Source organism: Listeria kieliensis (genome assembly GCF_003369925.1).
Lineage (GTDB): Bacteria > Bacillota > Bacilli > Lactobacillales > Listeriaceae > Listeria > Listeria kieliensis_A.
Genome location: NZ_LARY01000002.1, coordinates 869,285 through 895,894, shown reverse-complemented (window position 1 = coordinate 895,894; position 26,610 = coordinate 869,285). Strand labels below are relative to the sequence as shown.

Annotated in this window: 25 protein-coding genes and 1 riboswitch; all 25 genes read left to right on the top strand. The window is 42.2% G+C overall.

Annotated features, from left to right (window positions below; translation table 11 throughout):
• The first annotated feature begins 216 nt into the window (after positions 1 to 216).
• The 25 genes from UR08_RS10165 to UR08_RS10045 all read left to right on the top strand — a co-directional run bounded on the left by UR08_RS10165 (position 217) and on the right by UR08_RS10045 (position 26,534).
• The gene (locus UR08_RS10165; RefSeq protein ID WP_115753523.1) at positions 217 to 879 is read left to right on the top strand and encodes a DUF1129 domain-containing protein; all 663 of its coding nucleotides are present in this window, start codon (positions 217 to 219) and stop codon (positions 877 to 879) included.
• Between the two features lie 320 nt (positions 880 to 1,199).
• Positions 1,200 to 1,943, top strand: coding sequence for a (Fe-S)-binding protein (locus tag UR08_RS10160; protein WP_115753522.1), 744 nt, complete (start codon positions 1,200 to 1,202; stop codon positions 1,941 to 1,943).
• A gap of 14 nt (positions 1,944 to 1,957) precedes the next feature.
• Complete coding sequence (locus UR08_RS10155; protein WP_115753521.1) at positions 1,958 to 3,433, top strand: LutB/LldF family L-lactate oxidation iron-sulfur protein; 1,476 nt, start codon at positions 1,958 to 1,960, stop codon at positions 3,431 to 3,433.
• Entirely contained in the window at positions 3,426 to 4,136 is a 711-nt protein-coding gene (locus UR08_RS10150) for a LutC/YkgG family protein (RefSeq protein ID WP_115753520.1), read from the top strand. Before UR08_RS10155 ends, UR08_RS10150 begins: the two co-directional genes overlap by 8 nt.
• 127 nt (positions 4,137 to 4,263) lie before the next feature.
• The gene (locus tag UR08_RS10145) at positions 4,264 to 4,887 is read left to right on the top strand and encodes a DUF5105 domain-containing protein (RefSeq protein WP_165849985.1); all 624 of its coding nucleotides are present in this window, start codon (positions 4,264 to 4,266) and stop codon (positions 4,885 to 4,887) included.
• Positions 4,888 to 4,957: 70 nt separating this feature from the next.
• Entirely contained in the window at positions 4,958 to 6,097 is a 1,140-nt protein-coding gene (locus tag UR08_RS10140) for a globin domain-containing protein (RefSeq protein ID WP_115753518.1), read from the top strand.
• A 60-nt stretch (positions 6,098 to 6,157) separates the two neighbouring features.
• Positions 6,158 to 6,262, top strand: a riboswitch (TPP riboswitch).
• Positions 6,263 to 6,373: 111 nt separating this feature from the next.
• Positions 6,374 to 7,054, top strand: a complete 681-nt coding sequence (gene tenA, locus UR08_RS10135) for a thiaminase II (protein ID WP_115753517.1) — start codon at positions 6,374 to 6,376, stop codon at positions 7,052 to 7,054.
• Positions 7,041 to 7,859 carry a hydroxyethylthiazole kinase gene (gene thiM / locus UR08_RS10130; RefSeq protein ID WP_115753516.1) on the top strand — a complete coding sequence of 273 codons (819 nt, stop codon included), beginning with the start codon at positions 7,041 to 7,043 and terminating at the stop codon, positions 7,857 to 7,859. Before tenA ends, thiM begins: the two co-directional genes overlap by 14 nt.
• Positions 7,856 to 8,659 (top strand): bifunctional hydroxymethylpyrimidine kinase/phosphomethylpyrimidine kinase, encoded by an 804-nt coding sequence (thiD, locus tag UR08_RS10125; protein WP_115753515.1) that lies wholly within the window; start codon positions 7,856 to 7,858, stop codon positions 8,657 to 8,659. Before thiM ends, thiD begins: the two co-directional genes overlap by 4 nt.
• Entirely contained in the window at positions 8,656 to 9,282 is a 627-nt protein-coding gene (thiE, locus tag UR08_RS10120; protein ID WP_115753514.1) for a thiamine phosphate synthase, read from the top strand. The genes thiD and thiE overlap by 4 nt, the downstream gene beginning before the upstream one ends.
• A gap of 193 nt (positions 9,283 to 9,475) precedes the next feature.
• Positions 9,476 to 10,837, top strand: a complete 1,362-nt coding sequence (locus tag UR08_RS10115) for a MucBP domain-containing protein (protein WP_133296346.1) — start codon at positions 9,476 to 9,478, stop codon at positions 10,835 to 10,837.
• A gap of 435 nt (positions 10,838 to 11,272) precedes the next feature.
• Entirely contained in the window at positions 11,273 to 11,665 is a 393-nt protein-coding gene (locus UR08_RS10110) for a DUF4064 domain-containing protein (RefSeq protein WP_115753512.1), read from the top strand.
• A gap of 388 nt (positions 11,666 to 12,053) precedes the next feature.
• Positions 12,054 to 12,347 (top strand): WXG100 family type VII secretion target, encoded by a 294-nt coding sequence (locus tag UR08_RS10105; protein WP_115753511.1) that lies wholly within the window; start codon positions 12,054 to 12,056, stop codon positions 12,345 to 12,347.
• 134 nt (positions 12,348 to 12,481) lie between these two features.
• Entirely contained in the window at positions 12,482 to 12,733 is a 252-nt protein-coding gene (locus UR08_RS10100; RefSeq protein ID WP_115753510.1) for a hypothetical protein, read from the top strand.
• Positions 12,734 to 12,746: 13 nt separating this feature from the next.
• Complete coding sequence (locus UR08_RS10095; protein ID WP_115753509.1) at positions 12,747 to 13,109, top strand: OmpH family outer membrane protein; 363 nt, start codon at positions 12,747 to 12,749, stop codon at positions 13,107 to 13,109.
• Positions 13,100 to 13,747, top strand: a complete 648-nt coding sequence (locus tag UR08_RS10090) for a T7SS effector LXG polymorphic toxin (protein ID WP_115753508.1) — start codon at positions 13,100 to 13,102, stop codon at positions 13,745 to 13,747. The genes UR08_RS10095 and UR08_RS10090 overlap by 10 nt, the downstream gene beginning before the upstream one ends.
• A gap of 365 nt (positions 13,748 to 14,112) precedes the next feature.
• Positions 14,113 to 17,790 (top strand): nitrate reductase subunit alpha, encoded by a 3,678-nt coding sequence (locus UR08_RS10085; RefSeq protein ID WP_115753507.1) that lies wholly within the window; start codon positions 14,113 to 14,115, stop codon positions 17,788 to 17,790.
• Positions 17,780 to 19,348 carry a nitrate reductase subunit beta gene (narH, locus tag UR08_RS10080; RefSeq protein WP_115753506.1) on the top strand — a complete coding sequence of 523 codons (1,569 nt, stop codon included), beginning with the start codon at positions 17,780 to 17,782 and terminating at the stop codon, positions 19,346 to 19,348. Before UR08_RS10085 ends, narH begins: the two co-directional genes overlap by 11 nt.
• Positions 19,341 to 19,916, top strand: a complete 576-nt coding sequence (gene narJ / locus UR08_RS10075; protein ID WP_240616071.1) for a nitrate reductase molybdenum cofactor assembly chaperone — start codon at positions 19,341 to 19,343, stop codon at positions 19,914 to 19,916. The genes narH and narJ overlap by 8 nt, the downstream gene beginning before the upstream one ends.
• Positions 19,906 to 20,583 (top strand): respiratory nitrate reductase subunit gamma, encoded by a 678-nt coding sequence (gene narI, locus UR08_RS10070; protein ID WP_115753504.1) that lies wholly within the window; start codon positions 19,906 to 19,908, stop codon positions 20,581 to 20,583. Before narJ ends, narI begins: the two co-directional genes overlap by 11 nt.
• Before the next feature lie 69 nt (positions 20,584 to 20,652).
• The gene (locus UR08_RS10065; RefSeq protein WP_115753503.1) at positions 20,653 to 21,114 is read left to right on the top strand and encodes a GAF domain-containing protein; all 462 of its coding nucleotides are present in this window, start codon (positions 20,653 to 20,655) and stop codon (positions 21,112 to 21,114) included.
• Position 21,115: 1 nt separating this feature from the next.
• On the top strand, positions 21,116 to 22,156 hold the full coding sequence (locus UR08_RS10060; protein ID WP_115753502.1) for a sensor histidine kinase: 1,041 nt from the start codon (positions 21,116 to 21,118) through the stop codon (positions 22,154 to 22,156).
• Positions 22,153 to 22,803, top strand: a complete 651-nt coding sequence (locus UR08_RS10055; protein WP_115753501.1) for a response regulator transcription factor — start codon at positions 22,153 to 22,155, stop codon at positions 22,801 to 22,803. The genes UR08_RS10060 and UR08_RS10055 overlap by 4 nt, the downstream gene beginning before the upstream one ends.
• Positions 22,804 to 22,911: 108 nt before the next feature.
• Complete coding sequence (locus UR08_RS10050) at positions 22,912 to 24,090, top strand: nitrate/nitrite transporter (protein WP_115753500.1); 1,179 nt, start codon at positions 22,912 to 22,914, stop codon at positions 24,088 to 24,090.
• Between the two features lie 611 nt (positions 24,091 to 24,701).
• Positions 24,702 to 26,534 (top strand): immunoglobulin-like domain-containing protein, encoded by a 1,833-nt coding sequence (locus tag UR08_RS10045; RefSeq protein ID WP_115753499.1) that lies wholly within the window; start codon positions 24,702 to 24,704, stop codon positions 26,532 to 26,534.
• Positions 26,535 to 26,610 lie beyond the last annotated feature (76 nt).

Here is a 26,610-nt window from a genome sequence, read left to right as displayed (position 1 = left end):
CTCAGGCGAGAATTTTTTCACCCTTATCTTACAACAAAGCGACCGCCTAAGTATATTAATTGGTTTGTGAAAAAAGATAAACAGGTTTTTCCCTTAGTTAGAAGTCGTTTTTGTAAAAGAATATCAGGTTTTTTCAAAAAGTTAGTCCACTATCGCTATTTTTGCTTTTTTTCTGTATAATGGGTGTTATCAAGCTAAGTGGGAGGAATTGTTTTCGTGACGACAGAAACTGAAACAAGCAAACCTTCTTTGGAAGAGCAAAAAAGCGCCTTGACAAAGAAAAATTTGCAATATGTTCAAGAAGTTGAAAAACACTTAAAAATGACGGATTACGAGGAAGCGCAACGCAATGAAATTGTTCGGGAGATGGTCGAGAAAATCCTCGAACAACAAAAACAAGGGGTGACAGCGCGGAAACTGTTTGATTTAACACCGACTGAATACGTCACTTCGCTTACCGTGAAAGCTGAGCGTTCACCGGGAGAACCTACGACTGGAAAGGGTTGGTTGTTCCTTGATGGGGCTTTGCTCGTTCTTGGAGCGATGATGCTGATTTCTGGGATTAGTGCCTTTTTCCAAGGGCAAACTTTAGGTATTGCTGTGCTCGTCGTTACGGGAATCGTCGGCGGTTTTGCTATGATTATTTTGCGTAAATACTCAGCTGAGATGCGAACGGGTAAAAAAGGAAGTACACTGCGGTATATTTTAATGGCCGTATTAGTTGTGGCAGTTTGGATGTTTGTAATGACGGTTGTTCAACTGGTTATTCCGCCAGCTATTAATGTGGCGCTTGATCCAACCATCACAACGATTCTTGGGGTTATTATTCTAGCACTTCGTTGGTATATCAAACGCCAAAAAAATATTCCATCCTTATAAAATAAAAAGTGGTTACTTTCAAGTTGCAAACTTGGGAATAACCACTTTTTTTATTTCCCAGGAAATAGTTTAAGGGAATTCCATTTTCTTGGATTTACTCGAGCATTCTCCTGAGAATTAGTTTATAATGATTACAAAGAAAAGAGGTGCTGGAAGATGGAACAAGTCGTGAAGGATACGTTAAATCTTGGTTTGTTAGGCACAAACTGGACAACTCATTTTTTTGCAAGCAAATCCATTCGTGGGGCGTAAATTTTTTTCAGGATAAAAATTGATGAAATCAGCTCTGAATAGGTAAGAAAGTGATGGAGGCGTATAAAATGAAAGTCAGTATTTTTTCAACATGTTTAGTGGATATGATGTTTCCAAATGTTGGAATTGCGATGGTGGAATGTCTGGAACGTCTTGGCGTTGAAACAGATTTTCCAGAATCACAAGTTTGTTGTGGCCAGCCGACTTATAATAGCGGCTACATGGAAGATACGAAAGCAACTTTGCGAAATCAATTAAAGGCTTTTAAGGATTCGGAATATATCGTTGGACCTTCTGGTTCTTGCGTGGGGATGATGCGAGAATATAAGGAAATTTTTAAGGATGATCCAGAGCTTGCTGAGGCAGCGCGTGAACTTAGCGAAAAGACCTATGAATTTTCTCAATTTATTTACCGCGTGCTTGGCGTGACGGATGTCGGAGCGGAATTAAATGGAAAAGCAACTTACCATCGTTCTTGCCATATGACACGAATTTTAGGCGAGCGTGAAGCGCCGTTCGAACTGCTTGATAAAGTGAAGGGACTTGAAATGGTGCCCCTACCGCACGTGGAAAATTGCTGTGGTTTTGGCGGAACTTTCTCGGTTAAAATGCCGGAGATCTCGGAGCAAATGGTTTCAGAGAAAGTACAAGACGTGATTGATACGGAAGCAGAAATTTTAATCAGTGCAGATATGGGTTGTTTGATGAATATTGGTGGTAAATTTAACCGATTAGGAAAAGAAATCAAGATTATGCACATTGCCGAAGTATTGAATCAAGTTCAAGATAAGTCGAAGCTAAGCGCGGTATAGGAGAGTGAATGAAAATGGCTTTATCAACGAGTGAAAAGGATTTTAAAACACGAATTGAAGATAGTATGAATGATACGTTTATGCGCAAAGCTGTTGCTAAATCGCAAGACGATCAGTGGGTGAAGCGCGAAACGTCACGGAAGGAACTAGGTAACTGGGAAGAGTGGCGCGAAGTAGGCGAACAAATTCGTCAGCACACACTGACGCACTTGGATTATTATTTGGAACAGTTTGCGGAAAATGTGACGAAAAAAGGCGGGAAAGTCTTTTTTGCAAGAACGGAAAAGGAAGCGACAGACTATGTGGAAGCGGTTGTCCGTGCCAAGCAAGCGAAGAAAATTGTGAAGTCGAAATCAATGGTGACAACGGAAATTGATTTGGATCAAGTGCTGCTTGGAATTGACGGCGTTTCTGTGATGGAAACGGACCTTGCGGAATTTATTTTACAGATGGACGACTGGGACGAGCCTTCGCACATTGTTTTTCCGGATATACATAAAAACCGGGAGCAAATTCGAGAAGTCTTTGCTGAAAAGTTGAATTACACTGGGGATAATGAGCCGAAGCACATGGCTCGCTTTGCGAGACAGGTGTTGCGCGAGTTTTTCCTTGAAGCGGACATCGGGATTACGGGTTGTAACTTTGCGGTTGCAAATAGCGGCATGGTGAACTTGGTGACGAACGAAGGGAATGCCGATCTTTGTGAAAGTATTCCCGATACGCAAATTGTTTTGATGGGGATGGAACGGATTGTTCCAACGATGGCGGATGCGGAAGTGATGGACAACTTGCTTTCGAGAAGTGCTGTTGGGCAGAGTTTGACGAGTTACATTACGTTTTCAGGACCCAAACTGAGCGAGGAAGCGGACGGTCCGGAAGATTTTCATGTTGTGATACTCGATAACTCGCGCTCTAATGCACTGGGAACGGAATTCCAATCAGTTTTGCAATGCATTCGTTGTGGTTCTTGCTTAAATGTTTGTCCGGTTTATCGTGCGATCGGTGGACATGGTTACGGCTCGATTTATCCGGGGCCAATTGGGGCGGTTCTTTCGCCTGTGCTCGGCGGTTATGAGCAATTTGGTGAACTTCCTTATGCGTCGAGTCTTTGTGGTGCTTGTACGGAAACTTGTCCGGTTAAAATCCCGTTACACGAGCTTTTGATTGCGCATCGTCGGGTGATGACGGATGAGCTCAAAATGAAACATGGCTTTGAAAATACACAAATGAAGGTAATCGCGAAAGCAACAGCCTCACCGTTTTTATTCAAGCAAGCGATGACGTTTGGGCACGCTGGTGTGAGCATGCTTGGCTTACATCACGATGCTAAGATTGATAATATGTATCAATTTGGTGGCTTTGTTTCTGGCGGATTTGGACTTATCAAAGGCTGGACACAGGTGCGTGATTTACCGCGGCCGCCAAAACCAAAAGACAATTTCCGCAACTGGTATAAAAATCGAGCAAAGAAGGGCGAATCGAATGAGTAATAATCAGGAAAGTTTTTTAAATCATGTTGCAGAGCGACTTGGCCGTGAACGAATTCGTGAGGAAGTTCCGCGTCCAACTTACGTTCATGATGTGGTCCACACTACGCTTAGCGGTAAAACGCAAGATGAGTTGCTTGAAATAGCTAAAGCATCAAGCGCCAAGATTCATACGGATTTGGTGGAAACATCACTTGAGGGGCTATCTGAAACGCTTCAGGCGATTTGCCACCAGTTTGGCGATGAGTCTGTTTTGATCGCAGATGATCCGCGTTTTTCTGAATACGGATTAGAAGCGCTTCTTGCTGATAACTGGCCGAATGCGACGGTGAAAGTTTGGCAAAAAGGTGACGCGAACCGAAAAGGAAATATTGTCGTGGCTAGTGAAGCGAATATCGCAATTGCTTTTGCGGAATTTTTACTTGCAGAAAGTGGCTCGGTGGTTGTTGAATCTAGTCCTGAACAAGGGCGCTCGCTTCACTTTTTACCGGTTCATTATATTGCGGTTATTCCCAAAAGCAAAATTGTACCGCGTTCGACTCAAGCAGCGGAATATTATGACCAAAAAGAAAAAAACGGGGAACAAGTGGGCTCTTCGATTAACTTTATTTCTGGACCGTCTAATTCAGGGGATATTGAAATGCAGCTAGTTGTTGGGGTTCATGGTCCAATCGAAGTTACTTATGTCGTTGTTTTGGACAAGTAAATGTAAAATGAAAATCTAGTCTTGTTCGTTAAACAAATTTGGGTCTTGTTTTCTAGAAAAAGAGTTTTTCAATATGAAAGGTAACAGCAGATCATGCTGCAGCGTCAGGAAAATCGGGGGAAACAAAATGAAGAAGCTTGTTGTAGCGCTTATAGGGACGCTATCGATGCTGATTCTATTTAGTGGTTGCAGTCGTCCAGAAGAAGCAGATAAAGCGGCTCGGGCGATTGTAGACTGCTATATCTATCAGGAAGATACGCCGGAACTAGAATCGATTTATGGGTTAGATGATCGACTGGTTCAAAAAGAAAACGAAAATGTATTTTTAACAACCATGCAAAATGCTTTACCGGAAGTTTCAGAAGAAAAGATTGCTTCATTGCATCAAAAGCTAAGTACACATTTGAAAAAAGCAACTTCTTATTCGGTGCACGTTAAGCGTGACACGGGAAAGGAAGCTGTTGCTTTGATTCAGATCAAGGGAGTGGATTTGGATAGCCAGTTGGATCAGAAAGCGGGCCAATCGGCTGCTAAGGCTGTTGAAGCTGAAAGTACAGATAAAGAAATGGAAAAAATCGTTGACGTAGCAAGTTTTGAGTTTCTTGAGCGGATGTTTTTAGAAAGCAAGGCGAAATCGAAGGCTGAAACGGTTACCTTGCGTTTGAAGCAACATCCGGAAGATGAAGAAAAATGGGAAATACAGGATGAAGAAACTTTTTTCAAGAATTTATACCAGGCTTTTGGACTCTGAGGCGTTTTCAGTTGCTGTAAAGACCGACTTGTAGGGCATCACAGCATGAATTGGACGGGGGAAAACACGAATGTTAGATGAAAAGACGAAAGAAATTGTAAAAAGCACTATTCCATTTTTACAGGACAAGGGGACAGAAATTACGAGCATTTTTTACCAAAATATGTTTCAGGCACACCCGGAATTGTTGAATATTTTTAATCAAAATAATCAACGTGAGGGAACACAGTCAAAGGCGCTTGCGAATATGGTTCTTGCAGCGGCGATGAATATTGACGATCTTTCAGTCATTAAGCCATATGTGATTCAAGTTGGATATAAGCACCGCGCATTGCAAGTAAAACCAGAACATTATCCAATTGTAGGGCATTACTTGATTCAAGCAATCGGAATCGTGCTTGGAGATGCGTCGACAGATGAAATTATTGAAGCGTGGACAGCGGCGTATGGCGAAATTGCTCAGGTTTTCATTGATGCTGAAAAAGAAATGTACAAAGAAGAGGCTTGGCACGATTTCAAACCTTTTACAGTGATTTCTGTCGAGAAACCGGTAGATGGATTTGTCAAAATTGGTTTACAGTCGGACTTCGGAATTGGCAAAGTCATTCCGGGTGAATATATTACCGTTCGAATAAAAAAAGATGGCGAAACTTATTTTTCCAATCGTCATTATTCTATCTATGCGGCCGATGAAACGAAAAACCAAGTGCATATTGCGATTCGGAAGGAAAACAAAGGCATTATCTCGAACTATTTGACGCAAGAAGTTAAACCTGGCGATGAAATTTGTTTAAGTGCGCCAGCGGGTGATTTTTGCTTAGCTGAAAACAGCCAAGCGAATGTGCTTATCAGCTCAGGAATCGGTATGACACCTATTTTACCAATGGCAAAGGCTTCACAAGAACAAGGCAAGAAAACTATTTGGATTCAAAATTATCGGCATTTGGCGGATAAAATCTTCGAAAAAGAAGTGGCACCGCTCCGTGATAAAGTAGAAATCATTACGAATGAAACCAGCACAGAAGGCAGGATCAATGCCGAAAAGTTGAAAAACTGGCTTGATTTTAGCGAACCGATGGCTTTTTATCTTTGCGGGCGACCAGAATTTACGATTGGTGTAAAAAATGCTTTGATTGAAGCTGGTGCGAGCGAAGCAGATATCTATTATGAAGTGTTTGATGCACCGAAAATGGCTACGATTTTCGACTAAGTTACATCTGGAAAGATTGTCGCTTAGAAGAAGCTATGTTATGATGGGAAAAAGTAAATAATGCAACACTAGGGGGGCCGACTTGCGGCTGAGATAGAAAGAATTCTTTCTGACCCTTTGAACCTGTTTGTTAGTGCAAGCGTAGGGAAGTGGAAATTTTTAAAAAGCAGCGCGCTTTTCTATTTCTTTGTTTGTTTTGCAAATCTGGAAATAGAAGGCGCGTTTTTTGTGCTAAGAAATAGGCGCATTTTTTCTAAAAGAAAGGATGATGTCTAGATGGAATTTGTAAAAGCTTGGGAAAAAGAAGCAAGGGGTGTTTGGCAGGAAAGCCTTACACATCCGTTTGTACGGGGTCTTGCTGATGGTTCGCTCGAAGAAGAAAAGTTTATTTATTACTTATTGCAAGACCATTATTACCTCACTCATTTTGTGAAAGTTACTCGACTAGCGAAGATGCAAACGCGTGATCCAAAGGTTGAATTCGAAATGGATCGCGTACTTGAACGCTTACGCACCTCTGAACTGAGCATGCGCGAAGCTTTTTATCCGCGTGCAGGCATTTCGGATCAAGCTTTAACGGCGGTGCAACCGTCACCAGCGGCTTATCATTATACGTCTCATTTGTACCGGATGGCTTTTTCGGATGAATTTGGGATAACGATGGCTGCACTTCTGCCATGTTATGCGCTATATGCGGATATGGGCAATCTGTATCTGAAGGAAAAGAGCCCACATCCGCTTTATCAAGAGTTGCTCGCGAGTTATGCGGCTAAGGAATATCAAGCGGCCGTTTTCTTGCAAAAAGAATTGGTGGAAAAAGCGGCGCAACAAGCAAGTGAGGCTGTGCGTGAGCGAATGCGCAAAGGCTTCCTCATCAGCGCGGAACTAGAGGTCGAATTTTTCAATATGGCATTCCAAAAGCAAGTATGGCGAGGTGTAGAAAATGAGACGGTTTGATTTATTGGAACAAGTGAAAAAACAAAATCCGTTAGTACATAATATTACAAATATTGTGGTGGCAGGTGATTCAGCAGATGGTTTGCTTGCGATTGGAGCTTCACCGATCATGGCATCAGCAGCGGAAGAAGTCGCAGAAATGGCGGCGGCTTCGGATGTGCTCGTGATTAACATTGGGACGCTTGACGCTGAACTTGTTCGAGCGATGAAACAAGCTGGGAAAGCGGCGAATGAGGCTGAGACTCCGGTTGTCCTTGATCCGGTTGGAGTTGGGGCAACACGTTTTAGGCGCAAAGTAGTAGCTGAGTTGCTTGAGGAGGTCAAGTTTACGGCGATTCGTGGTAACGCTGGCGAAATGGCTGTACTGGCTGACATAGCGTGGCAAGGGAAAGGTGTTGATGCGGGAAGTGGCGACGCCGATCAAGTCGAAATCGCGCGGCAAGTGGCGAAGAAATACAGAACGATCGCTGTTTTAAGCGGGGCGAGCGATGTGATTTCGGATGGCGATCAGTTTGCGAAAATCACAAATGGCAGTAAACTTTTACCAAGAATTACGGGTTCGGGCTGTCTTTTGAGCGCGGTTTGCGGGGCGTTTATTGCGGTTTCCCCAACTGATGCGGCTTATCTAGCTTGTCTTGAAGCCTGTGCGAGCTATGCGGTTGCTTCTGAGTTCGCGGAAGAAAAACTTGGTTCCGCGAATCTACCTGGATCGTTTCGGCCAGTATTTTTGGATGCGCTTGCGAATTGGTCGAAGGAAGCTGTTCAGGAACGTGTCATGCTCGAAGAAAGGAGCCATCCAGAATGAAAATTGCAAAAGCGTTAACGATTGCTGGTTCTGATAGCGGCGGCGGGGCTGGGATTCAAGCTGATTTAAAAACTTTTCAAGAACGCGGCGTTTACGGGATGTCGGTGATTACAGCGGTGACCGCGCAAAATACGCTTGGCGTGAAGTCGTTTCATAAAGTTCCAGCGGCGATTTTGGATGACCAACTTGTGGCGATTCGTGAGGATTTGATGCCACAAGTGGTGAAAACAGGGATGCTCGTGGATGCGGAGGTTATTCGGCATGTGGCGGCGGAACTGAAGAACTGGCCGGGGATTCAGCTTGTGATTGATCCGGTGATGATTGCAAAAGGTGGGGAGGCGTTGCTTGAAAAGGAAGCTCTTCAGGCGCTCCAGGAAGACTTGCTGCCACTTGCGACTTTGATTACGCCAAATATTCCGGAGGCGGAAGCGTTAGTTGGGATGCGGATTGAAACGGCGGAAGCGGTCGAAAAAGCGGCACGGATGCTCATAGATTTGGGGGCAGACGCTGCGCTGATCAAAGGCGGTCATGCGAATACGGAGCAAGCTGCGGATTTCTTTTTTAGTCCACAAGAATCTATTTGGCTTTCAAGCGAGCGCTTTGATACGCCGCACACGCATGGAACGGGCTGTACTTTTTCGGCGTGCATCACAGCGGAACTTGCGAAGGGCCAGTCACTTGTTGAAAGTGTTCGGACTGGCAAGGAGTTCATTCGTTGTGCGATCAAAGAAACACTCGGAATTGGCCACGGTCATGGGCCGACCAATCATTTTGCTTACCGGGAGTGTGAGCAAAAATGAGGCAAGAACTGGCGGTTTATTTGATAGCAGGAACGCAGGATGTTGCGAAGGCGAATTTGGTCGGCTTTCTGGAGAAAGCTTTACAAGTCGGGATTACTTGTTTCCAGTTTCGTGAAAAAGGGGTTGGAAGTTTAACGGAACGCGTCAAAATGATTGAAACGGCGCGAAAATGTCAGTTGCTTTGCCAATCTTACGGAGTTCCATTTTTTGTAAACGACGATGTTGAGCTCGCGCTTATGCTTGGTGCAGACGGTGTTCACGTCGGGCAGGACGACCGCCCGATTCAGGAAGTAATCGAGCTTTGCGGTGCGAAAATGAAAGTGGGGCTGTCTGTGGGCTCGCTTCAAGAAGCAACGGAAGCAAGCAACTTGCAAGGACTCGACTATATAGGCGTAGGTCCGATTTTTGCGACAAGCTCTAAGATAGACGCGAAGGCACCAGTTGGTCTTACACTTTTGGAAGAGATACGCCAGGCAGGAATTGAGTGTCCTGTCGTTGCGATCGGCGGGATTACGACAGAAAATGTTTCGGCTGTTTTGCAAGCTGGTGCGGATGGTGTGGCGGTCATTTCCGCTCTTACGGAAGCCGCGAATTTAGAGGAAGAAGTAGCTGAATTGAAATGAAGCTATGTTTGGTTTCTTGGCTAGGGGTAGCAAGAAGCCAAACATTTTTTTGATTGAAAGCTAAAAAGCAATCAATGTTCACAAAATAGACATAACGGCATTTTTTTTGTAAAAAAAAGTGAGTTTTTCCCATGACAACAGACTTTTTTTACATGTTACTATAAACGAAATAACAAATAAGGGAGTGTCGTAAGTGGTCAAAAGATTTGCTAGTCTCTGGGGGATTCTATTCATGGGGTTATTTCTATTTATTCAACCGCTAGATGTAAGTGCACAGAGCGAAACGGAATATGATTTAAAAGTCAACTATAACCCCGCTTCATTTGAAAAATTCAAAGTGAACCTACCTCTTCCTGAAGAATTGAAAAATCAAGAATTAGAGTATGAAATATCGTTAACAGCTAGTTTCTTTAGTTATAAATCAAATGCCCCGTTAAGAATGAAATCCGTAGATTATAGTCATACTATTTCCCCGGCAAGTGAGCAAAATAGCATCCAAATGTCAGCCATCAATAATTTTTTCAAGAGTAGTTCAGATATTAATTATCAAGGTTTCACGATTTTCATTGACTACCAAAATAAAGCAGACGGTACGGTCACACGAGTTTGGTACAATATCAAATTTATTAACGGTTTAGTGACAGCTTATTATTTGGATGAAAACGGGAGTGAACTTGTCCCGCCATTTCAGGCCATTGGAACGATTGGCGAGCCTTACGCTGTCCAAGCAGCACCTCAAATCCCGGGTTATTCATTAGTAAACATAGAGGGGGCTGAGCAAGGGATTTATACGGATCCCATTTTAACGAATCAAACGCAAGAAGTTATTTATACGTATACCGCTGAATCTGCACCTCAAAAAGGACAGGTTATCGCTTCTTTTGTGGATGAAAATGGAGACAAACTTGCAGAACCAGAAAGTATTGAAGGTGAAGTGGGGCAAGCATATCAAATTGAAGCTAAGCAGTTGGAAGGTTATCAATTGAAAACCATTCATGGCGAACAAAAGGGGCTCTTTTCACTTGAACAGCAAAATGTTCAATTTGTTTATGAAAAGTTAGTAGAACCAGTCGCTGCAAAGGGACAAGTTACCGTTCACTTTTTAGATGAAGAAGGAAAGAAACTCACGGATGATTTTGTAATGCAAGGCGAACTAGGTGTGCCATACGAAGTTAAAGTAGAGTCCATTACTGGTTATCAGTTTAAAGAAAATATCGGAGAGCTTGCAGGAACATTTAGTGACACAAATTCAGAAGTGACGCTAGTCTATGAAAAAGAATCCATACATCGTCCAGATGAAAGTGGGAATACACCGCGAGAAGAGCCGACACAAGCCGAAGAAAATAAAGATGCGCCCTACCAGCCTGAATCTGCAATCAAAACAAATTCGCAAATCAATGTGGATCCAATTGCATTGGTGAGCTCTTCATTGGAAAATGTTGCTAGGTTCAAACAAGCCTTGCCTGCAACAGGTGATCATTCTGGATGGGCAGCATCACTTCTTGGCTTATTGGCTGCTGCTATTGGAGCTTTCTATTTATATAAAAAGCAATAAATCATACGAATCAATTTGATGATGTTGAATCAAAAGCTGACTTGAATTTGAAGAACATTAAACTCGAATCAAGGCGAGGGATGGCATTTAGCATCGAAAAAGACCAGTTCATTATCAAGTTAGCATTGCTTGCAGTGCTTTTGACTGGCTTGCTTTTTAAATACTAAGTGTGATTCCAACAAAATTTGAAAATCAAACTTAGAAAGTGCCCGATTTAGTAGGGTTGTATCGTTTTTTCCGCATCTTGCTTATCGATATTCCAATCGTAGATGTGCTTTTCGTTACTTTAAAGGCATGTCAAGAGAATTTTGTACTTAAAAAACGATTTTTTAGACAAATTGTCAATAATTCGTCACGATTTGTGTTCATTTTTATGCTATGATGATAAAGTCAAATGTTGGTTTATGACAAAAAAGGAAAAAGGGAGAGGCGAAAATGAATCCAAGAAAGGCTGAATTTGTTTTAACCTTAATAGCAGGAATTACAGGGATAATTGCTGGCTTATTTGGTATTTTAGGTGGAGGATTACTAGGTGCTGTATCACAGTCGCCGGAGATTGCGAATAATGCAGCGGTAGATACATCTGATATGGAAATCCTAGCAGCAACAGGTGGTATGGTCGTTATTATGGCACTTCTTGCATTAGTTGTTGGTATCTTATTATTGATCTTTTCATTTTTTATCAAGAAAAATGCTAAGTTATGGGGAATCTTGACGCTTATTTTAGGGGTCATCGGTTTCTTTTTAATTGGATTCCTTTGGATTGTACCAGGCGTTCTAGCGGTTATCGCAGGAATTATGTGTCTGGCGAGAAAAGTATCTATTTAATTGTATTTTGATTGAAAAAACGAGCAAACTTCGATTTGCTCGTTTTTTATTACAAGCTTTTTCGTCTGTTAGAGCAGGTATAAAATGATGAGAATGATAAAGAGAGGTAGGAAACACTTGAATGGGTTTTTCTTAATAGATCTGTTAATTTTGACAAGACTTTTTCGAGTTTTATTAGTAAATCTGAAGAACAATATATTGACTATAGAAGTAAAATGCGTAGATATAAGTAATCAAGTTCAAACTTGAACGAATAGGAGTTGGATATAATTTGATAGGAAAATCAAGGTGGAACTGGAAAAGTCACAAATTAGACACAGACAATCTGCTGTATTTGTGCTATATTTAAAATTGAAAGAAAATAATACATAAATAGGTGGTGAATTTCATGTCTGGACAAATTAGAATGAGCCCATCCGAGTTGCGAGATCGTGCTAAAACTTATGGTACAAGTGCACGTGATATCGAACAAATGTTGCAACGCCTATCTCAAACTCAAGAACAGCTACGTAGTGAGTGGGAAGGTCAAGCATTTCAACGCTTTGATGATCAGTTTAACCAATTAAAACCAAAAGTGACAGAGTTTGCGAATTTGATGGATCAAATTGAACAACAACTTCAAAAAACGGCGACCGTTGTGGAAGAACAAGATCAACAGCTTTCTCAAAACTTTGGATTTTAAACAGTAAAAACGCCTCTTAGCATGTATAAGAGGTGTTTTTTAAGGGGAAAATGTGTATAAGAATACAGTGTGAGATTCGACACTTTAATGTTAAAATAGATTATATGCGAACTCAGAAGAAAGGAGTCATGAAAATGAGAAAAATTGCTTCCAATACCAGTTCAGCTCAAGAAGCGGTATCCGGCGTTAAAGGTGTTTCTGTTGAAGTAGGCGAACAAGTTTCTTTAGAAAAAAGTAACCTTTTGGGCATGAAAACAGGGGAAAAAATAAATAATCAATTATTACCTGATTTAATTGATTTAGTGGAATGTGTGCAGAAGCAAAGTGAAAAATTCCCCAAAATTGCTGAGTTGATGGCCCTACAGGACAGTCAAATTAAATTTTAAGGGATGAAAAGCGTTGAGTAAGAAAACCTGTAATCAAGAATTGACAACGTACAATCAACTGTTAATCCAAAAAGAAAATGAAATGGATCAGCTAGAAGAAGATCAAAAAAAAGTGGAAAAGGCGCTTTATCAATTAGATGAAGATCTTCGAAGTGGTTTCCAACGATTAAAAGAGTTAAATGAAGGAAACGATAAAGAGTTGCAAAATGAAATCTTTCGTATGCAACAAAAGAATGACGATCAGGAAAGAAGATTTCGACAGACTATACAAGATACGCAGAAAGAATTCACTCAGGTATTTCAAAAAGAAATCCGGAGAGTGGACGATGAACGCGAAGAACTACACAAGAAAAGGGGTGAGATTCCTTGGGATTAATTTATTCGAGTAGCGACTCAGAAAAGCTAGTGCAAGCGCTCTCTAGAAATTTAGCAAGTGGGGAAGAAGCGATTGCGCAATTAAAAGCGGGGAGTCAAAAAATCATTGAAGCAGTGGATGGACATATGTTATCAGGTGCTGCTTATACAGCAGGCAAAGGGTTATTTGCCGAACTCATTTTACCAACTATTGAAAAAGTAGCGAACGCTTGTGGCAAGGTCGCACAAGAATTGCAAAAATACCAGACAGCAGATTTGATTGTTTCAAGTGAGGGTTATTTAGACGAAGATCTTTTGAGAGAACAAATTGAGACGAAAGAAAAGATGAAGATGTCGATGGATACAACGGCATCTGTCTTAAATGTATTGATGAATACAAGTGCCGCAGCTGCCTCGTTTAATACGGCACAGAATCGTAAACGCGAGTTAGACTGGATGTCAGCTGATTTGCAGCAAGATATTGATGAACTTCAAAAGAAAATTGATAAATTATATGAGTTCGATAAGCAAACAAAAGATCTTTTCAGTACTAGCCTGGATGAACTGAAACTTGCAATGCAGGATGTTATGCTTTTAAATAATGTAACTGTAAACAGTGATGGTACATATAAGCTACCTGCAAAAGCTGAGAAAAATTGATTTGTAGAATTGAAGTATAAAGAGCAAGTAACTAAAAATAACGCTTTTAAAAGCGGCATAACATAAAAATCTATGCTATTAAACTATGGCATGGATTTTTTTGAATTTAAATGAATTGAAATGTGTCAGATAGCAATACTGATTAGGTGGAAGTAGTTTGTTTGAAAATAGCGCAAAACCGAGCAAATTTCGATTTGCTCGGTTTTTTATGAATTTTAAAGCAAGTTTTCGCATATGTGTAAACAACTTTGTGCCTTTTCATGACCTAAATATAGCGGTTTCCCTAATATGTAAATCTCCTCACAAACGATATAGTATAACTAGGAAAATCTCTTGATTTTGAAATAAAAATAGAGGTGAAAAACGTGAAATATCGTAAAAAAGGACTAAAGTTCTTCAAAAGAACGGAAAAATTTAATGGTAACTGGACGATTTTGGAAGAGAAGAGCCGTGCTTGGGAAAAAATGTACCGCGATCGTTGGGCACATGACAAGGTAGTTCGCACGACACATGGTGTAAACTGCACGGGTTCTTGTAGTTGGAAAGTCTTTGTTAAAAATGGCATTATCACTTGGGAAAATCAAGCAACGGATTATCCTTCTTGTGGTGTCGATATGCCAGAATTTGAACCGCGTGGCTGTCCGCGTGGCGCGAGTTTTTCTTGGTATGAATACAGCCCGCTTCGTGTGAAATACCCTTATGTACGCGGCTTACTTTGGCGGATGTGGCAAAATGCACTCAAACAATATCCCAATCCGGTCGCTGCATGGGCAAGTATTGTCGAAGATCCAGAAAAAGCACAAGCTTACAAAGCCTCACGCGGGAAAGGTGGACAAGTCCGCGTTTCTTGGAATGATGCGTATGTTTTAATTGGCGCGATGCTACTTTATACGATCAAGAAATACGGGCCAGACCGAATCGCTGGTTTTACGCCCATTCCGGCAATGTCAATGATTAGTTATGCAGCGGGTTCACGCTTTATTACATTGCTTGGCGGCGAAATGCTCAGCTTTTATGATTGGTATGCGGATTTACCGCCTGCTTCTCCGCAAATTTGGGGCGAGCAAACCGACGTTCCCGAATCGAGTGACTGGTATAATGCCGGCTACATCATGATGTGGGGCTCGAATGTGCCGCTTACAAGAACGCCGGATGCGCATTTTATGACGGAAGTTCGTTACAAAGGAACAAAAGTTGTAGCGGTCGCGCCAGATTACGCTGAAAATGTGAAATTTGCCGATAACTGGCTTGCGCCGAATCCTGGAACTGATGCCGCGCTTGCTCAGGCGATGACGCACGTGATTTTGAAAGAGTTTTACCAAGATAAGAAAGAACCGATGTTTTTAAATTATGCAAGAAAATATACGGATTTGCCTTTCTTGATTTTGTTGGATCAAGATGCAAGCGGCGTTTATAAAGCAGGGCGTTTCCTTCGTGAAGCGGATTTTGGGAAGGAAAGCGAGCATGCGGAATGGCGCACTTGCTTGATTGATGAAATAACGGACACAGTTGTTTCGCCAAATGGGACTATCGGGCAGCGCTGGGCGAAAGATGAAAAATGGAATCTAAGTCTTGAAAATGAAGATGGAACGGTGATTGCGCCGAAACTTTCCCTTCAAGAAGAAGGTCAATTTGAAAAAATTGTTTTCCCATTCTTTGATGATGCTGGGAATGGCACATTTGAAAGACATATCCCAGTGCGCGAAATGACGCTTGCGGATGGGACTGTTCGGAAAGCTGTAACGGTTTACGATTTGATGCTTAGCCAATATGGGATTGAAATGTTTGAAGGCGACGAACTTGCGGCGAAAGATTTGGATGATGAATCGAGCAAGTATACGCCAGCTTGGCAGGAAAAAATTACGGGCGTGAAAGCGAGTATTGTAACGCAGATTGCTCGTGAGTTTGCGCAAAATGCGATTGATACGGAAGGGCGTTCGATGATTATTATGGGCGCTGGGATCAATCACTGGTTCAATAGTGATACGATTTATCGATCGATTTTGAATCTCGTTGTGCTTACGGCATCGCAAGGTGTGAATGGCGGCGGTTGGGCGCATTATGTGGGTCAGGAGAAATGCCGTCCAATTGAAGGCTGGCAAACGGTTGCTTTTGCAAAAGACTGGCAAGGCGCGGTTAGACAGCAAAATGGGACTAGTTTTTGGTATTTCGCGACGGATCAATGGAAATACGAGGAAATGGAAAATGCGGCGCTGAAGTCGCCAACTGCGGATGAGCTGCGGTATCAACATCCAGCTGATTATAATGTGCTTGCGGCGCGACTTGGCTGGTTGCCTTCCTTCCCGCAATTTGATAAAAGTTCGCTTTCTTATGGGCAAGAGGCGGCTGAAAAGTCGGATGCGGAACTGGTGGATCAGCTGGTTGAAGATTTGAAATCAGGCGAAACGAATTTTGCGGTGGAAGATCCAGATAATCCAGTGAACTTCCCGCGTGGACTTTTTGTTTGGCGCTCGAATTTGCTTTCTTCAAGCGGGAAAGGGCAAGAGTATTTTATGAAGCATTTGCTTGGGGCAACGGACAATTTGATGTCGAAGCAAAATGATGAGTTCCGACCGGAAGAAATGGTTTGGCGGGATGAAGAGGTTCGCGGCAAATTAGATTTGCTTGTGACGCTTGATTTCCGGATGACGGCTACTCCGATGTATTCGGATGTGGTGCTTCCAGCGGCTACTTGGTATGAAAAGACGGATTTATCTAGCACGGATATGCACCCGTTTGTCCATCCGTTTAATCCAGCGATTGATCCGCTTTGGGAATCGAAGTCTGATTGGAACACGTTTAGAGGGCTTGCTGAGGTATTTTCGAAGATGGCGAAACATGTTTTTGAGAAGCCGGAACGAGATATTGTGATGTTGCCGCTTGGGCACGATTCTGAGAAGGAAATTGCTCAGCCTTACGGTCAAATCAAAGACTGGAAGCGGGGCGAAGTTGAAGCTGTGCCGGGCAAAACAATGCCAATTTTTCAAGTCGTGGAACGCGATTATCGCGAAATCTACAACAAATTTATCACGCTCGGACCGAATGTTTCTAGCGGAAAGGTTGGTGCGCACGGAACGCAGTTTTCTGTAGCACCGGAATATGAGGAGCTGAAGCAAATCAACGGTGTTTACGAGGACGATACGATCAAAAATGGCAAGCCGATTTTGAAAGATGCGCGACATGCGGCGGATGCGATTTTAACGATCTCGAGTGCGACAAATGGCAAGGTGGCGGTGCGTGCTTGGGAAAGTGCGGAGGAAACGACTGGGGTCGAGCTTGCGGATCTTGCGAAGGACCGGGAAGCGGAAAAAATCACGTTCCAAAGTATTACGGTTCAGCCGCGTGAAGTGATTCCAACGCCTGTCTTTACGGGATCTAATACGAATGGGAAGCGCTATTCACCGTTTACAACGAACATCGAGCGCCTTGTTCCATTCCGGACGTTAACGGGAAGGCAACAATTTTATTTGGATCATGAGTTGTTCTTGCAATACGGGGAATCGCTACCGATCTTTAAGCCGACACTTCCGCCACATGTGTTCGCAAAACGCGACAAGTTTGATGAGTCGCAAGATGCGGATGCGATCACGCTTCGTTATTTGACGCCACACGGGAAATGGAACATTCACAGCATGTATCAAGATAATCTTCACATGTTGACGCTATTCCGTGGGGGGCCGAATGTTTGGATTAATAATGAGGATGCTGATGCGGCTGGTATTGAAGACAATGATTGGCTTGAGGTTTACAACCGGAATGGAGTTGTAACGGCGAGAGCGGTCGTTAGTCATAGGATGCCACGTGGAACGATGTTTATGTATCACGCACAAGATAAGCACGTCAATGTGCCGGGCAGCGAACTTACGGGGCAGCGTGGCGGTAGTCACAACTCGCCAACGAAGATTCATGTGAAACCAACGCAAATGGTCGGTGGTTATGCACAGCTAAGTTACGGCTTTAACTATTATGGACCGATTGGGAATCAGCGTGACTTGTATGTCAATGTGAGAAAACTGAAAGAGGTGGACTGGCTTGAAGATTAAAGCGCAAATTGGAATGGTAATGAATTTGGATAAATGTATCGGCTGCCACACTTGTAGTGTCACGTGTAAAAACACGTGGACAAATCGACCGGGCGCGGAATATATGTGGTTCAACAATGTTGAAACGAAGCCAGGCGTGGGCTATCCGAAACGCTGGGAAGATCAAGAAGAATATAAAGGTGGCTGGACGCTCAACAAGAAAGGCAAGCTAGAACTGAAATCGGGCTCAAAGCTGAATAAAGTGGCGCTTGGGAAGATTTTTTACAATCCAGACATGCCCGAAATGAAGGATTACTACGAACCGTGGACGTATGATTATGAAAATTTGTTTTCACCTGACCAGCGGAATAATCAGCCGGTTGCGCGTCCAAAATCGGTTGTGACGGGTGCGAATATGGAAATTGAATGGGGTCCAAACTGGGAAGATGATCTTGCTGGAGCTCCAAAAACGATGCCGCAAGACCCGAACATGAAGAAAATTGAATCGGAAATCAAATCGAATTTTGAAACGGCGTTTATGATGTATTTGCCACGTCTTTGCGAACATTGTTTAAACCCAGCTTGTGTTGCTTCTTGCCCAAGTGGTGCGATGTATAAGCGGGATGAAGACGGCATTGTCCTTGTCGACCAAGAAGCTTGTCGCGGCTGGCGTTATTGCATGACGGGTTGTCCTTACAAAAAGGTTTATTTTAACTGGAAAACGAACAAAGCGGAAAAATGTACGTTTTGCTTCCCGCGGATTGAAGCGGGGCTACCGACGGTTTGCTCGGAAACGTGTACGGGACGGATTCGCTACCTTGGCGTAATGCTCTATGATGCGGATCGCGTGAAGGAAGCGGCTGAAACGAAAGATGAAAAAGCACTTTATGAAGCCCAACTTGATTTGTTTATTGATCCAAATGACCCTGAGATGATCGAACAAGCGCGTAAAGATGGGATTTCGGAAGATTGGATTGAAGCGGCACAGAAATCGCCTATTTATAAGATGGCGAAGGAATACAAAATTGCGTTCCCGCTTCACCCTGAATACCGCACGATGCCAATGGTTTGGTACGTGCCGCCACTTTCGCCGATCATGAATTATTTTGAAGGGAAGGATTCTATTGAAAACCCGGATATGATCTTCCCGGCAATTGAAGAGATGCGCCTTCCAGTGGATTACTTGGCGAGTATTTTAACGGCTGGAAACACAGAAGTGATCAAGTCGTCGCTGCAAAAAATGGCGATGATGCGGCTTTATATGCGGGCAGCTTCTTCTGGACGTGACTTTGATGTGACCCGGCTGGAACGAGTTGGGCTTACGGAATCGGAAGTGAAGAAAATGTACCGCTTGCTCGCGATTGCTAAATATGATGACCGCTTCGTGATTCCAACGAGTCATAAAGAGGATTATGTGGATACTTACCGGGCGCAAGGTGGAACGGGTTATGCGAATGAAGTTTGTAGCGGCTGTAGTCTTGCTTCGGAACATGGGCAAGTGATGCAGGCGCATGCGGATGGTAAGACGACGCAAGAAATGTATGAAGAAAGTTTCTATGGAGGGATTTGGCGTGATTAATGCAGCTGTTTTAAATGAAAAACGACCGGTATTTGGCAAACTATCAAGTCTGTTTGATTATCCGGATAAACTGTATATGAATGAAGCCTATCTTGGATCGGAACTAGATGCTGCTGAAGCGGAAACAAGGGATCTCCTTCTCCGCTTTTGGCAGGAAATTGAAATGAAAAGCCTCTTTGAGTTGCAGCAGTTTTACACGGACAGTTTTGATTTTACCAAAAAATTATCGCTTTATATGACGTTTTACAAATTTGAAGATGCGCGAGAACGTGGGCAGATGCTTTCAAAATTGAAGTTTTTATATGAAATGTTTGGGCTGCTTGCGGTGGATGCTGAGCTGACAGATTTTCTACCCTTGATGCTTGAGTTTTTTGAGGCTGGCGACTGGTTTCAAGATGAACGAGTGCAGGATTTAGAGGTGCTGTTTGGCGTGATGGAAGACGGCACTTACTTTTTATTGCAAAACTTGAAAGAAGAGGGAAATCCGTATCAGTACTTGGTTGATGCAGTCCGCGTGGAACTTAAGGCTTGTCTTTTGCAGAAGGAGGGCTCTCAGTATGTGGAATGAATTTTTGTGGGTCATTGTCCCGTACTTGGTTCTTGCGAGTTTTATTGTCGGTCACATTTTCCGCTATCGCTACGATCAGTTTAGTGTGACGGCGAAGTCGAGCGAGATGCTTGAGAAAAAACAACTGATGATCGGCAGTCTCTTGTTTCACATTGGGATTATTTTTGTGATCGGCGGGCATTTTGTTGGGCTCGTGATTCCAGAATCGTGGACGGCGGCGCTCGGGATTAGCGAACATGTTTACCACATTTTTGCAGTCGGGATCGGTAGCATTTTCGGCGTGATGACGTTTGTTGGGATGTTCTTGCTAACGTTTCGGCGTCTCTCGAATCCAAGCGTTCGCAAAATCAGTTCGGCGGGCGATATTATCGTGAACGTGACGCTCCTTTTGACCGTCCTTCTTGGGATGAGTAGCACACTTTTTGGGACGCAAGAAATCCCGGGGTTCGATTACCGAGAATCGATTTCGATTTGGTTTCGGCAGCTGTTCTTGTTCCGGCCAGATGCGAGCTTGATGGTGCACGTTCCAGTTTTGTTTAAGCTACACATTTTGAGTGCTTTCGTGATTTTCGGGTTATTTCCTTATACGCGGCTCGTTCATGCGTGGAGTGTTCCGCTTAGTTATTTGAAGCGGCGCTACATCATTTATCGTAAAAATCCTTCTTGATAATCTAGCTGTTTTTTTCAGTTAAATTGCGTTATAGTGATAGTATCAGTTCATGGAGGATTCGGAAAAATGGAAGGGCAGCTAAAACATGAAATAACGGACTATTTAATTGAAGCACGTCTTGATTTGGGTGTAGATTTCCTTGGAATCGCGCTAGATACGAGCGAAACGAGCGTGAAGGAAATCAAGTGGTTATTTGCTTCTGGAAATCGGAATAATCGCTATCAGAAAATCGTGTTGCAAAATGGAAAAGGCATTGCCGGCATCGTTTGGAAGACGGGGCGGGCCATGTCGATTCAGAATCTAAGGGAAGAAGTTGAGGACTTGTCGCAGTTTCCGATTGCGATTATGGAAAATCTCGTTTCGATTGTGGCCATCCCTATTCTTGTGGAGCAGGAAGTTTTGGCGATTTTTCTTGGAGGCTACCGGAAAGAGACTGTGATGGACGAACGAATCAAACAGCAAATGGACGCGGTAGCGGAAAAGCTTTCGCCTTATTTGCTTCAATTCATGCAAAGAAAGGAAGATTAGCTTGACTGCATTTGCGAACCATCCTCATTTAGTTGATCTTTTTTTTGAAAAAACGAGTGATGCTATTTTTATCATGGATAAGAATCAGAAAGTCATTAAGCAAAATCGCATCGCCGAGGAACTATTTGAGCGAGGCACGGCGATCGACTGGCAGCAAATCAAGAATTTTTGTCAGATTTGCCGCGGCTGCATGTCTTATGAAGAAGAGCATACTTGCGCCAATTGTCGAATCAAAGGGCGAAAAAATGGTGAATCCTTTCAAATTTATTTGACGAGTTCAGATGGAAAAGAGGTGCCTTATAGCGCCAGTTTTACGATATTAGATGAAGAGAGTCATATTGGCGTTCTATCGCTACGCAATTTAACGGAGCAACAAGAAACGGCGAAAGAGCTGCAAAAATCAATGCTCACGAAGTATGTGATGAATGCCCATGAGGCGGAGCGAAAAAAGCTTTCCCGTGAGCTTCATGATGGAATTGCGCAAGAACTTTATAGTGCGCTGATGGAAGTCAGAAAACTGAAATATATGGAAAAAGGTACGTCGTTTGATGAGCAAATGGATGGCGTTGAAACGTATGTAGCCAATATCTTAAGTGATATTCGGAACATGGCGGTGGATTTGCGTCCGGCGGCTTTGGATGATCTTGGTTTGTATTCGGCACTCAAATCTTACTGCAAGCGTTACGAGCAGATATTTGGCGTGGAAGTCGCACTGATTTCTGATATTCAAAACGCGCGGTTTGACCCATTTATTGAGACGACGCTTTACCGTGTAGCCCAAGAAGCGCTGTTAAACGCTGCTAAGTATGCGGATATTGACGATATTGTGGTAACTTTGCGGAGGAAAGATGAGGTTTTAATTCTTGAAGTGATCGATGACGGTCGTGGTTTTTCAACGGAAGATATTGAAATTAAAGGTTCAGGTCTTGGCTTGATGAATATGAAAGAGCGCGTTGAGCTTTGTGGTGGCACTTGTGAAATTCATTCGGAATACGGAAAAGGAACAGAAGTGATTGCTAGAGTAGGAGTTGAAGTCGGGTGATTCGAATCATGGTTGTGGATGATCATGTTGTTGTGAGAAGAGGATTATCGTACATCATCAATGCGCAGTCTGACATGCAAGTGGTTTGCGATGCGGCTGACGGGTTAGAGGCGATGATGAAGCTTGAGCAAAACGAAATTGACGTGATTTTGATGGATCTTAGCATGCCGCCGGGCGAAAATGGACTTGTGACGACGAAAAAAATCAAGGAACTCGACAAGAAAGTCAAAGTGTTGATTATGACAATGCACGACGATGAAGAATACCTTTTTCGGGCACTCAAAATAGGCGCATCCGGATACTTGCTGAAAAATGCCTATGATGAAGAAATGCTTGAAGCAATCCGAGCGGTTTACGCAGGCGGTGTTTATATCCATCCGAGTGTGGCACCGGCGCTTGTCCGCGAATTTTTGACGAAAAACGAAATCGATGAAAAAATTAATTCATATGAGCTCTTATCGAAGCGCGAGCAGGAAATTCTGCCACTTATCGCGCTCGGATATGGAAATAAAGAAATCGCCGAGAAACTCTTCGTATCAGTGAAGACGGTCGAGGCGCATAAAACGAGCATTATGCATAAACTTGGCTTTGAAAAACGCACGGACTTAGTGCATTACGCGATTAAGAAAAATTTGATTGATTTGTAAAAGATATTGCCGCCGGGCAATATCTTTTTTTAGGTATTTCCCTAATAGTGCTTTGATTGTGAAAAGACTATCATAGTAGTGTATAAAACCGTTAAAGGGGATATGAAAATGAATTACTCAAAAAAAGATGCAATCACGGCACTCATTTTTGCTACAGTTGCAATGGCGATTTCATTCATGGTGTGGGCATGCTTGTCGCCTGTTGCCAATCAAATTGCCTCTGACTTTGGACTTTCAGCATCGCAAAAAAGCTTAATGATCGCAACGCCAGTTTTACTCGGTTCCGTCATGCGAATTCCAATGGGGATTCTCAGTGACCGAATCGGCGGAAAGAAAGTATACATCGGAACAATGCTTTTCATCATTATTCCACTTATTTTTGTTCCACATGTTTCTTCATTTCCACTACTCATTTTATTGGCACTTTTCCTTGGAATGGCGGGAACAACATTTGCCATCGCGATTTCGTATGTTTCGGCTTGGTTCCCGCCAGAAAAACAAGGACTCATCCTTGGAATTGCCGGAATGGGGAACATCGGGAATGCACTTGCAGGCCTGATTATTCCGCAAATTAACAACTCTTGGGGATTTGATTGGATTTATTATTCGCTCATCATCGCGCTTCTTGTTATCATTGTTCTCTTCAGTTTATTCGCGAAAGAAATGCCAATCGCAGCGGAGAAAAAGACACTCGGGCAGCAATTATCTGTTGTTAAAGACAAGAATACTTGGTTTTTATCGCTGTTTTATTTCTTGACGTTCGGGGCTTTTGTCGCGCTTAGTAACTACTTGCCAGCCTTTATGTCCGATCAGTTCTTGATGAATCCTGTGAATGCGGGGCTTGTTTCAGCGGCCTTTGCGGCGGTTGCTACGTTAATGCGTCCGATCGGCGGTGTTGTTGCGGACAAAGCAAATCCAACTAAGATTTTAACGGGACTGTTTGGACTTGTGATCGTTTTTGCGTTTGTGATGGCATTGTTGCTTCAAAATTTTGTTATTTTCACAGGCTGTATTTTCTTGACAGCACTTGCAATTGGAATTGGTAATGGCGTTGTTTTCAAGATGGTTCCGATGGTTTCAGCTGGAAATACAGGAGCTGTTACTGGATTTGTTGGGGCCGCAGGTGGCCTTGGTGGGTTCTTCCCACCGCTTGCGCTTGGAGCGATTAAAGATGCAACGGGTTCCTTTTCATTGGGATTTGTTTTCTTAGGACTATTCGCGGTCATTTGTTTAATTGTCGTTTGGGCAGTATATCTAAGACCAAAAGCAAACTATCAAAATTCTTAATACAATTGTAAAAGAGACGGTTTCACGTGAAACCGTCTCTTTTTTATGGCTTTTTATCCGATCAGAATTTCTGATCGGATTTTTTCTTTCCATATATAGGCGTTTTTTCTATCTATTAAATTCCTATATATCTAAGTTTTTTACTAAACAAATTTTTCTCTCGTAGATAATTAAATATAGAAAAGCAAATAAATTTGAAAGGAAGATATGTGTGTCTCATAGAAAAAGGCTTTTAAAGGATAAAAAGAAAGCGAATATGCTTGATAAAAGTACTTTTAGGAAACTAGATAAAAACAAAAATAGGTTTTTAATCCACTTATTTATGCTTGTTTCTTTAGAAAATATATGGTAACAGGAAAACGTTTTCTTTTTCAGAGTGTCAAATAAGTGTCATGTTCGCGCAAAAAGTGAAATTTTATATACTGTTTTTTGATTTTTTTAAGTGGTGTTTTCGCTTTATACTAAGTTTCGTTGAGTTGATGAGCCAGCTAAACTTAAACTTTCGTTAACGATTTATTTTTATAACTGGATGTGGTTTATTCACAAATTACTATCTTAAGTTTAGTGGGAAATCAGCTTTACTAAAAAATTCAATTTAAAGGAGACGAATAATGACGAAGAAGAAAAAGTTGTATGCAGCAGTTGCGATCGCAACTTGTGCATTCCAATTAGGTGGGGTTGTTGCACAACCTGCTTTTGCAGAAGAAGTACAAAATGCTAATAAACAACAAGGTGAGGCTACAGTAGCAAGCAAAGAAGCAAATGTTGATGATGAAAAGGCAGCACGACTTGCCAGCTTACCATACGATGCGGAGTTTGATAACAAGAAAAGAAACTTGGGTACAACATCATTTGATGGTGACTACCTGAACATTTATACGCATGGGTGGACAGCAATGTCATCATCTACTGCAGTAGAAAAAATGCGTCAATATAATAACATTGTTTTTGACAATGCATTCAAAGAGTTTTTCGAAACTCCAAATTGGAATGAATATATTGAAGGTAGTGTCTCCCGGACAACGACGATTGACGAAGGATGGTGGGGATGGTCTCGTGAAAGATATGGTCTTAACGAGATAAACTTCTACAATGGCAAGGATATTTTAGTTAAAAATGAGCAACACGAATATAAGAACCCACTTTCTTTCATGAAAGGAAAAGAGTATGATGATGGTCTTGTTTATGATAAAAAATCTAACACATTGACATATCGTACAGCTCGTTATGATGGAACTCTTTCAGCTTTATGGACTACACAAGATTTGAATATCAACATTGGTAAATGGTCAAGAGACACTGGTAAGCAAATTCCAAAACAAGATAAATATACAATCAAAACGAAATCAAATGAGAAACCAGATCGCGGTCTTGCGATCGGTGGCGGAAGTCTAAATGCTGCAGTTAAAGAACTAGAATGGAAAAACGCGCCAACAGATCCTGCAGACGAAAAAGCAGTAATCAATGCGTCTGATAAAGAACTAGTTGTAGGTGACAAGTTTGATCCTATGGAAGGTGTAACAGCAACAGATAAAGATGGTAGCGATATTACTTCAAGCATCAAAGTTACTGAGAACACTGTTGATACATCTAAACCTGGTGACTACAAAGTAACTTACAGCGTAGTTGATAAAGATGGAAATACTGTAAACAAAACGATTACAGTAACTGTTAAAGACAGAAACCCAGCTGACAAACCAGTGATCAATGCATCTGACAAAGAAATCTTTGTAAAAGAAGACTTTGACCCTAAAAAAGGTGTAACAGCAACAGATAAAGATGGTAACGATATTACTTCAAGCATCAAAGTTATTGAAAACACTGTGGACAATACTAAACCTGGTAAATATAAAGTAACTTACAGTGTAACAGACAAGAATGGTAATACTGCAACTAAAACAATTACTGTAACTGTTAAAGAAAACAAATTAACAACTACTGATTTCGTCATTGGAAAAGACAGTAACATTACTGGTACGTATGAAGGAAATGTTGCTTACTTTACTGTAACTGACGCATCTGGTAAGACATTCAAAGGTGGTACTGTGAAAGCTGATGGAACTTACAAATTCTATGCACATGGTAACGTTGTAACTCCTGGTAAATTCACAATCACTTCTTATGATGCAAAAGGAAATGCCCTAGCAACAGCTACTGGTACTGCTATCAAAGAAAAAGTACCTTATAAAGGTAGCATCACTGTTGATAAGCCATACAAAGTAAACAAAGAAAGCTATGTATATGGAACTTTTAAAGGCGATGTTTCGATGGTTACTATGGTAGTTGATGGAAAAGAGTATAAAGCAGCTAAGTTAAACGCTGACGGAACATACTCATTCTATGCTTATGGTAAAGTAACAAGCTCTAGTCAAAAAGTGCAAATGAAGGCTTATGATCCAGATGGTGCTCTTCTTGATACTAAAACAGTAACTCTTACTAATTAACAGTCGTGTTTAAACAAGTTATAACACAATAAATGATGGCAGGAAAAGCTCGTGATTGGATGAGCTTTTCCTAGCC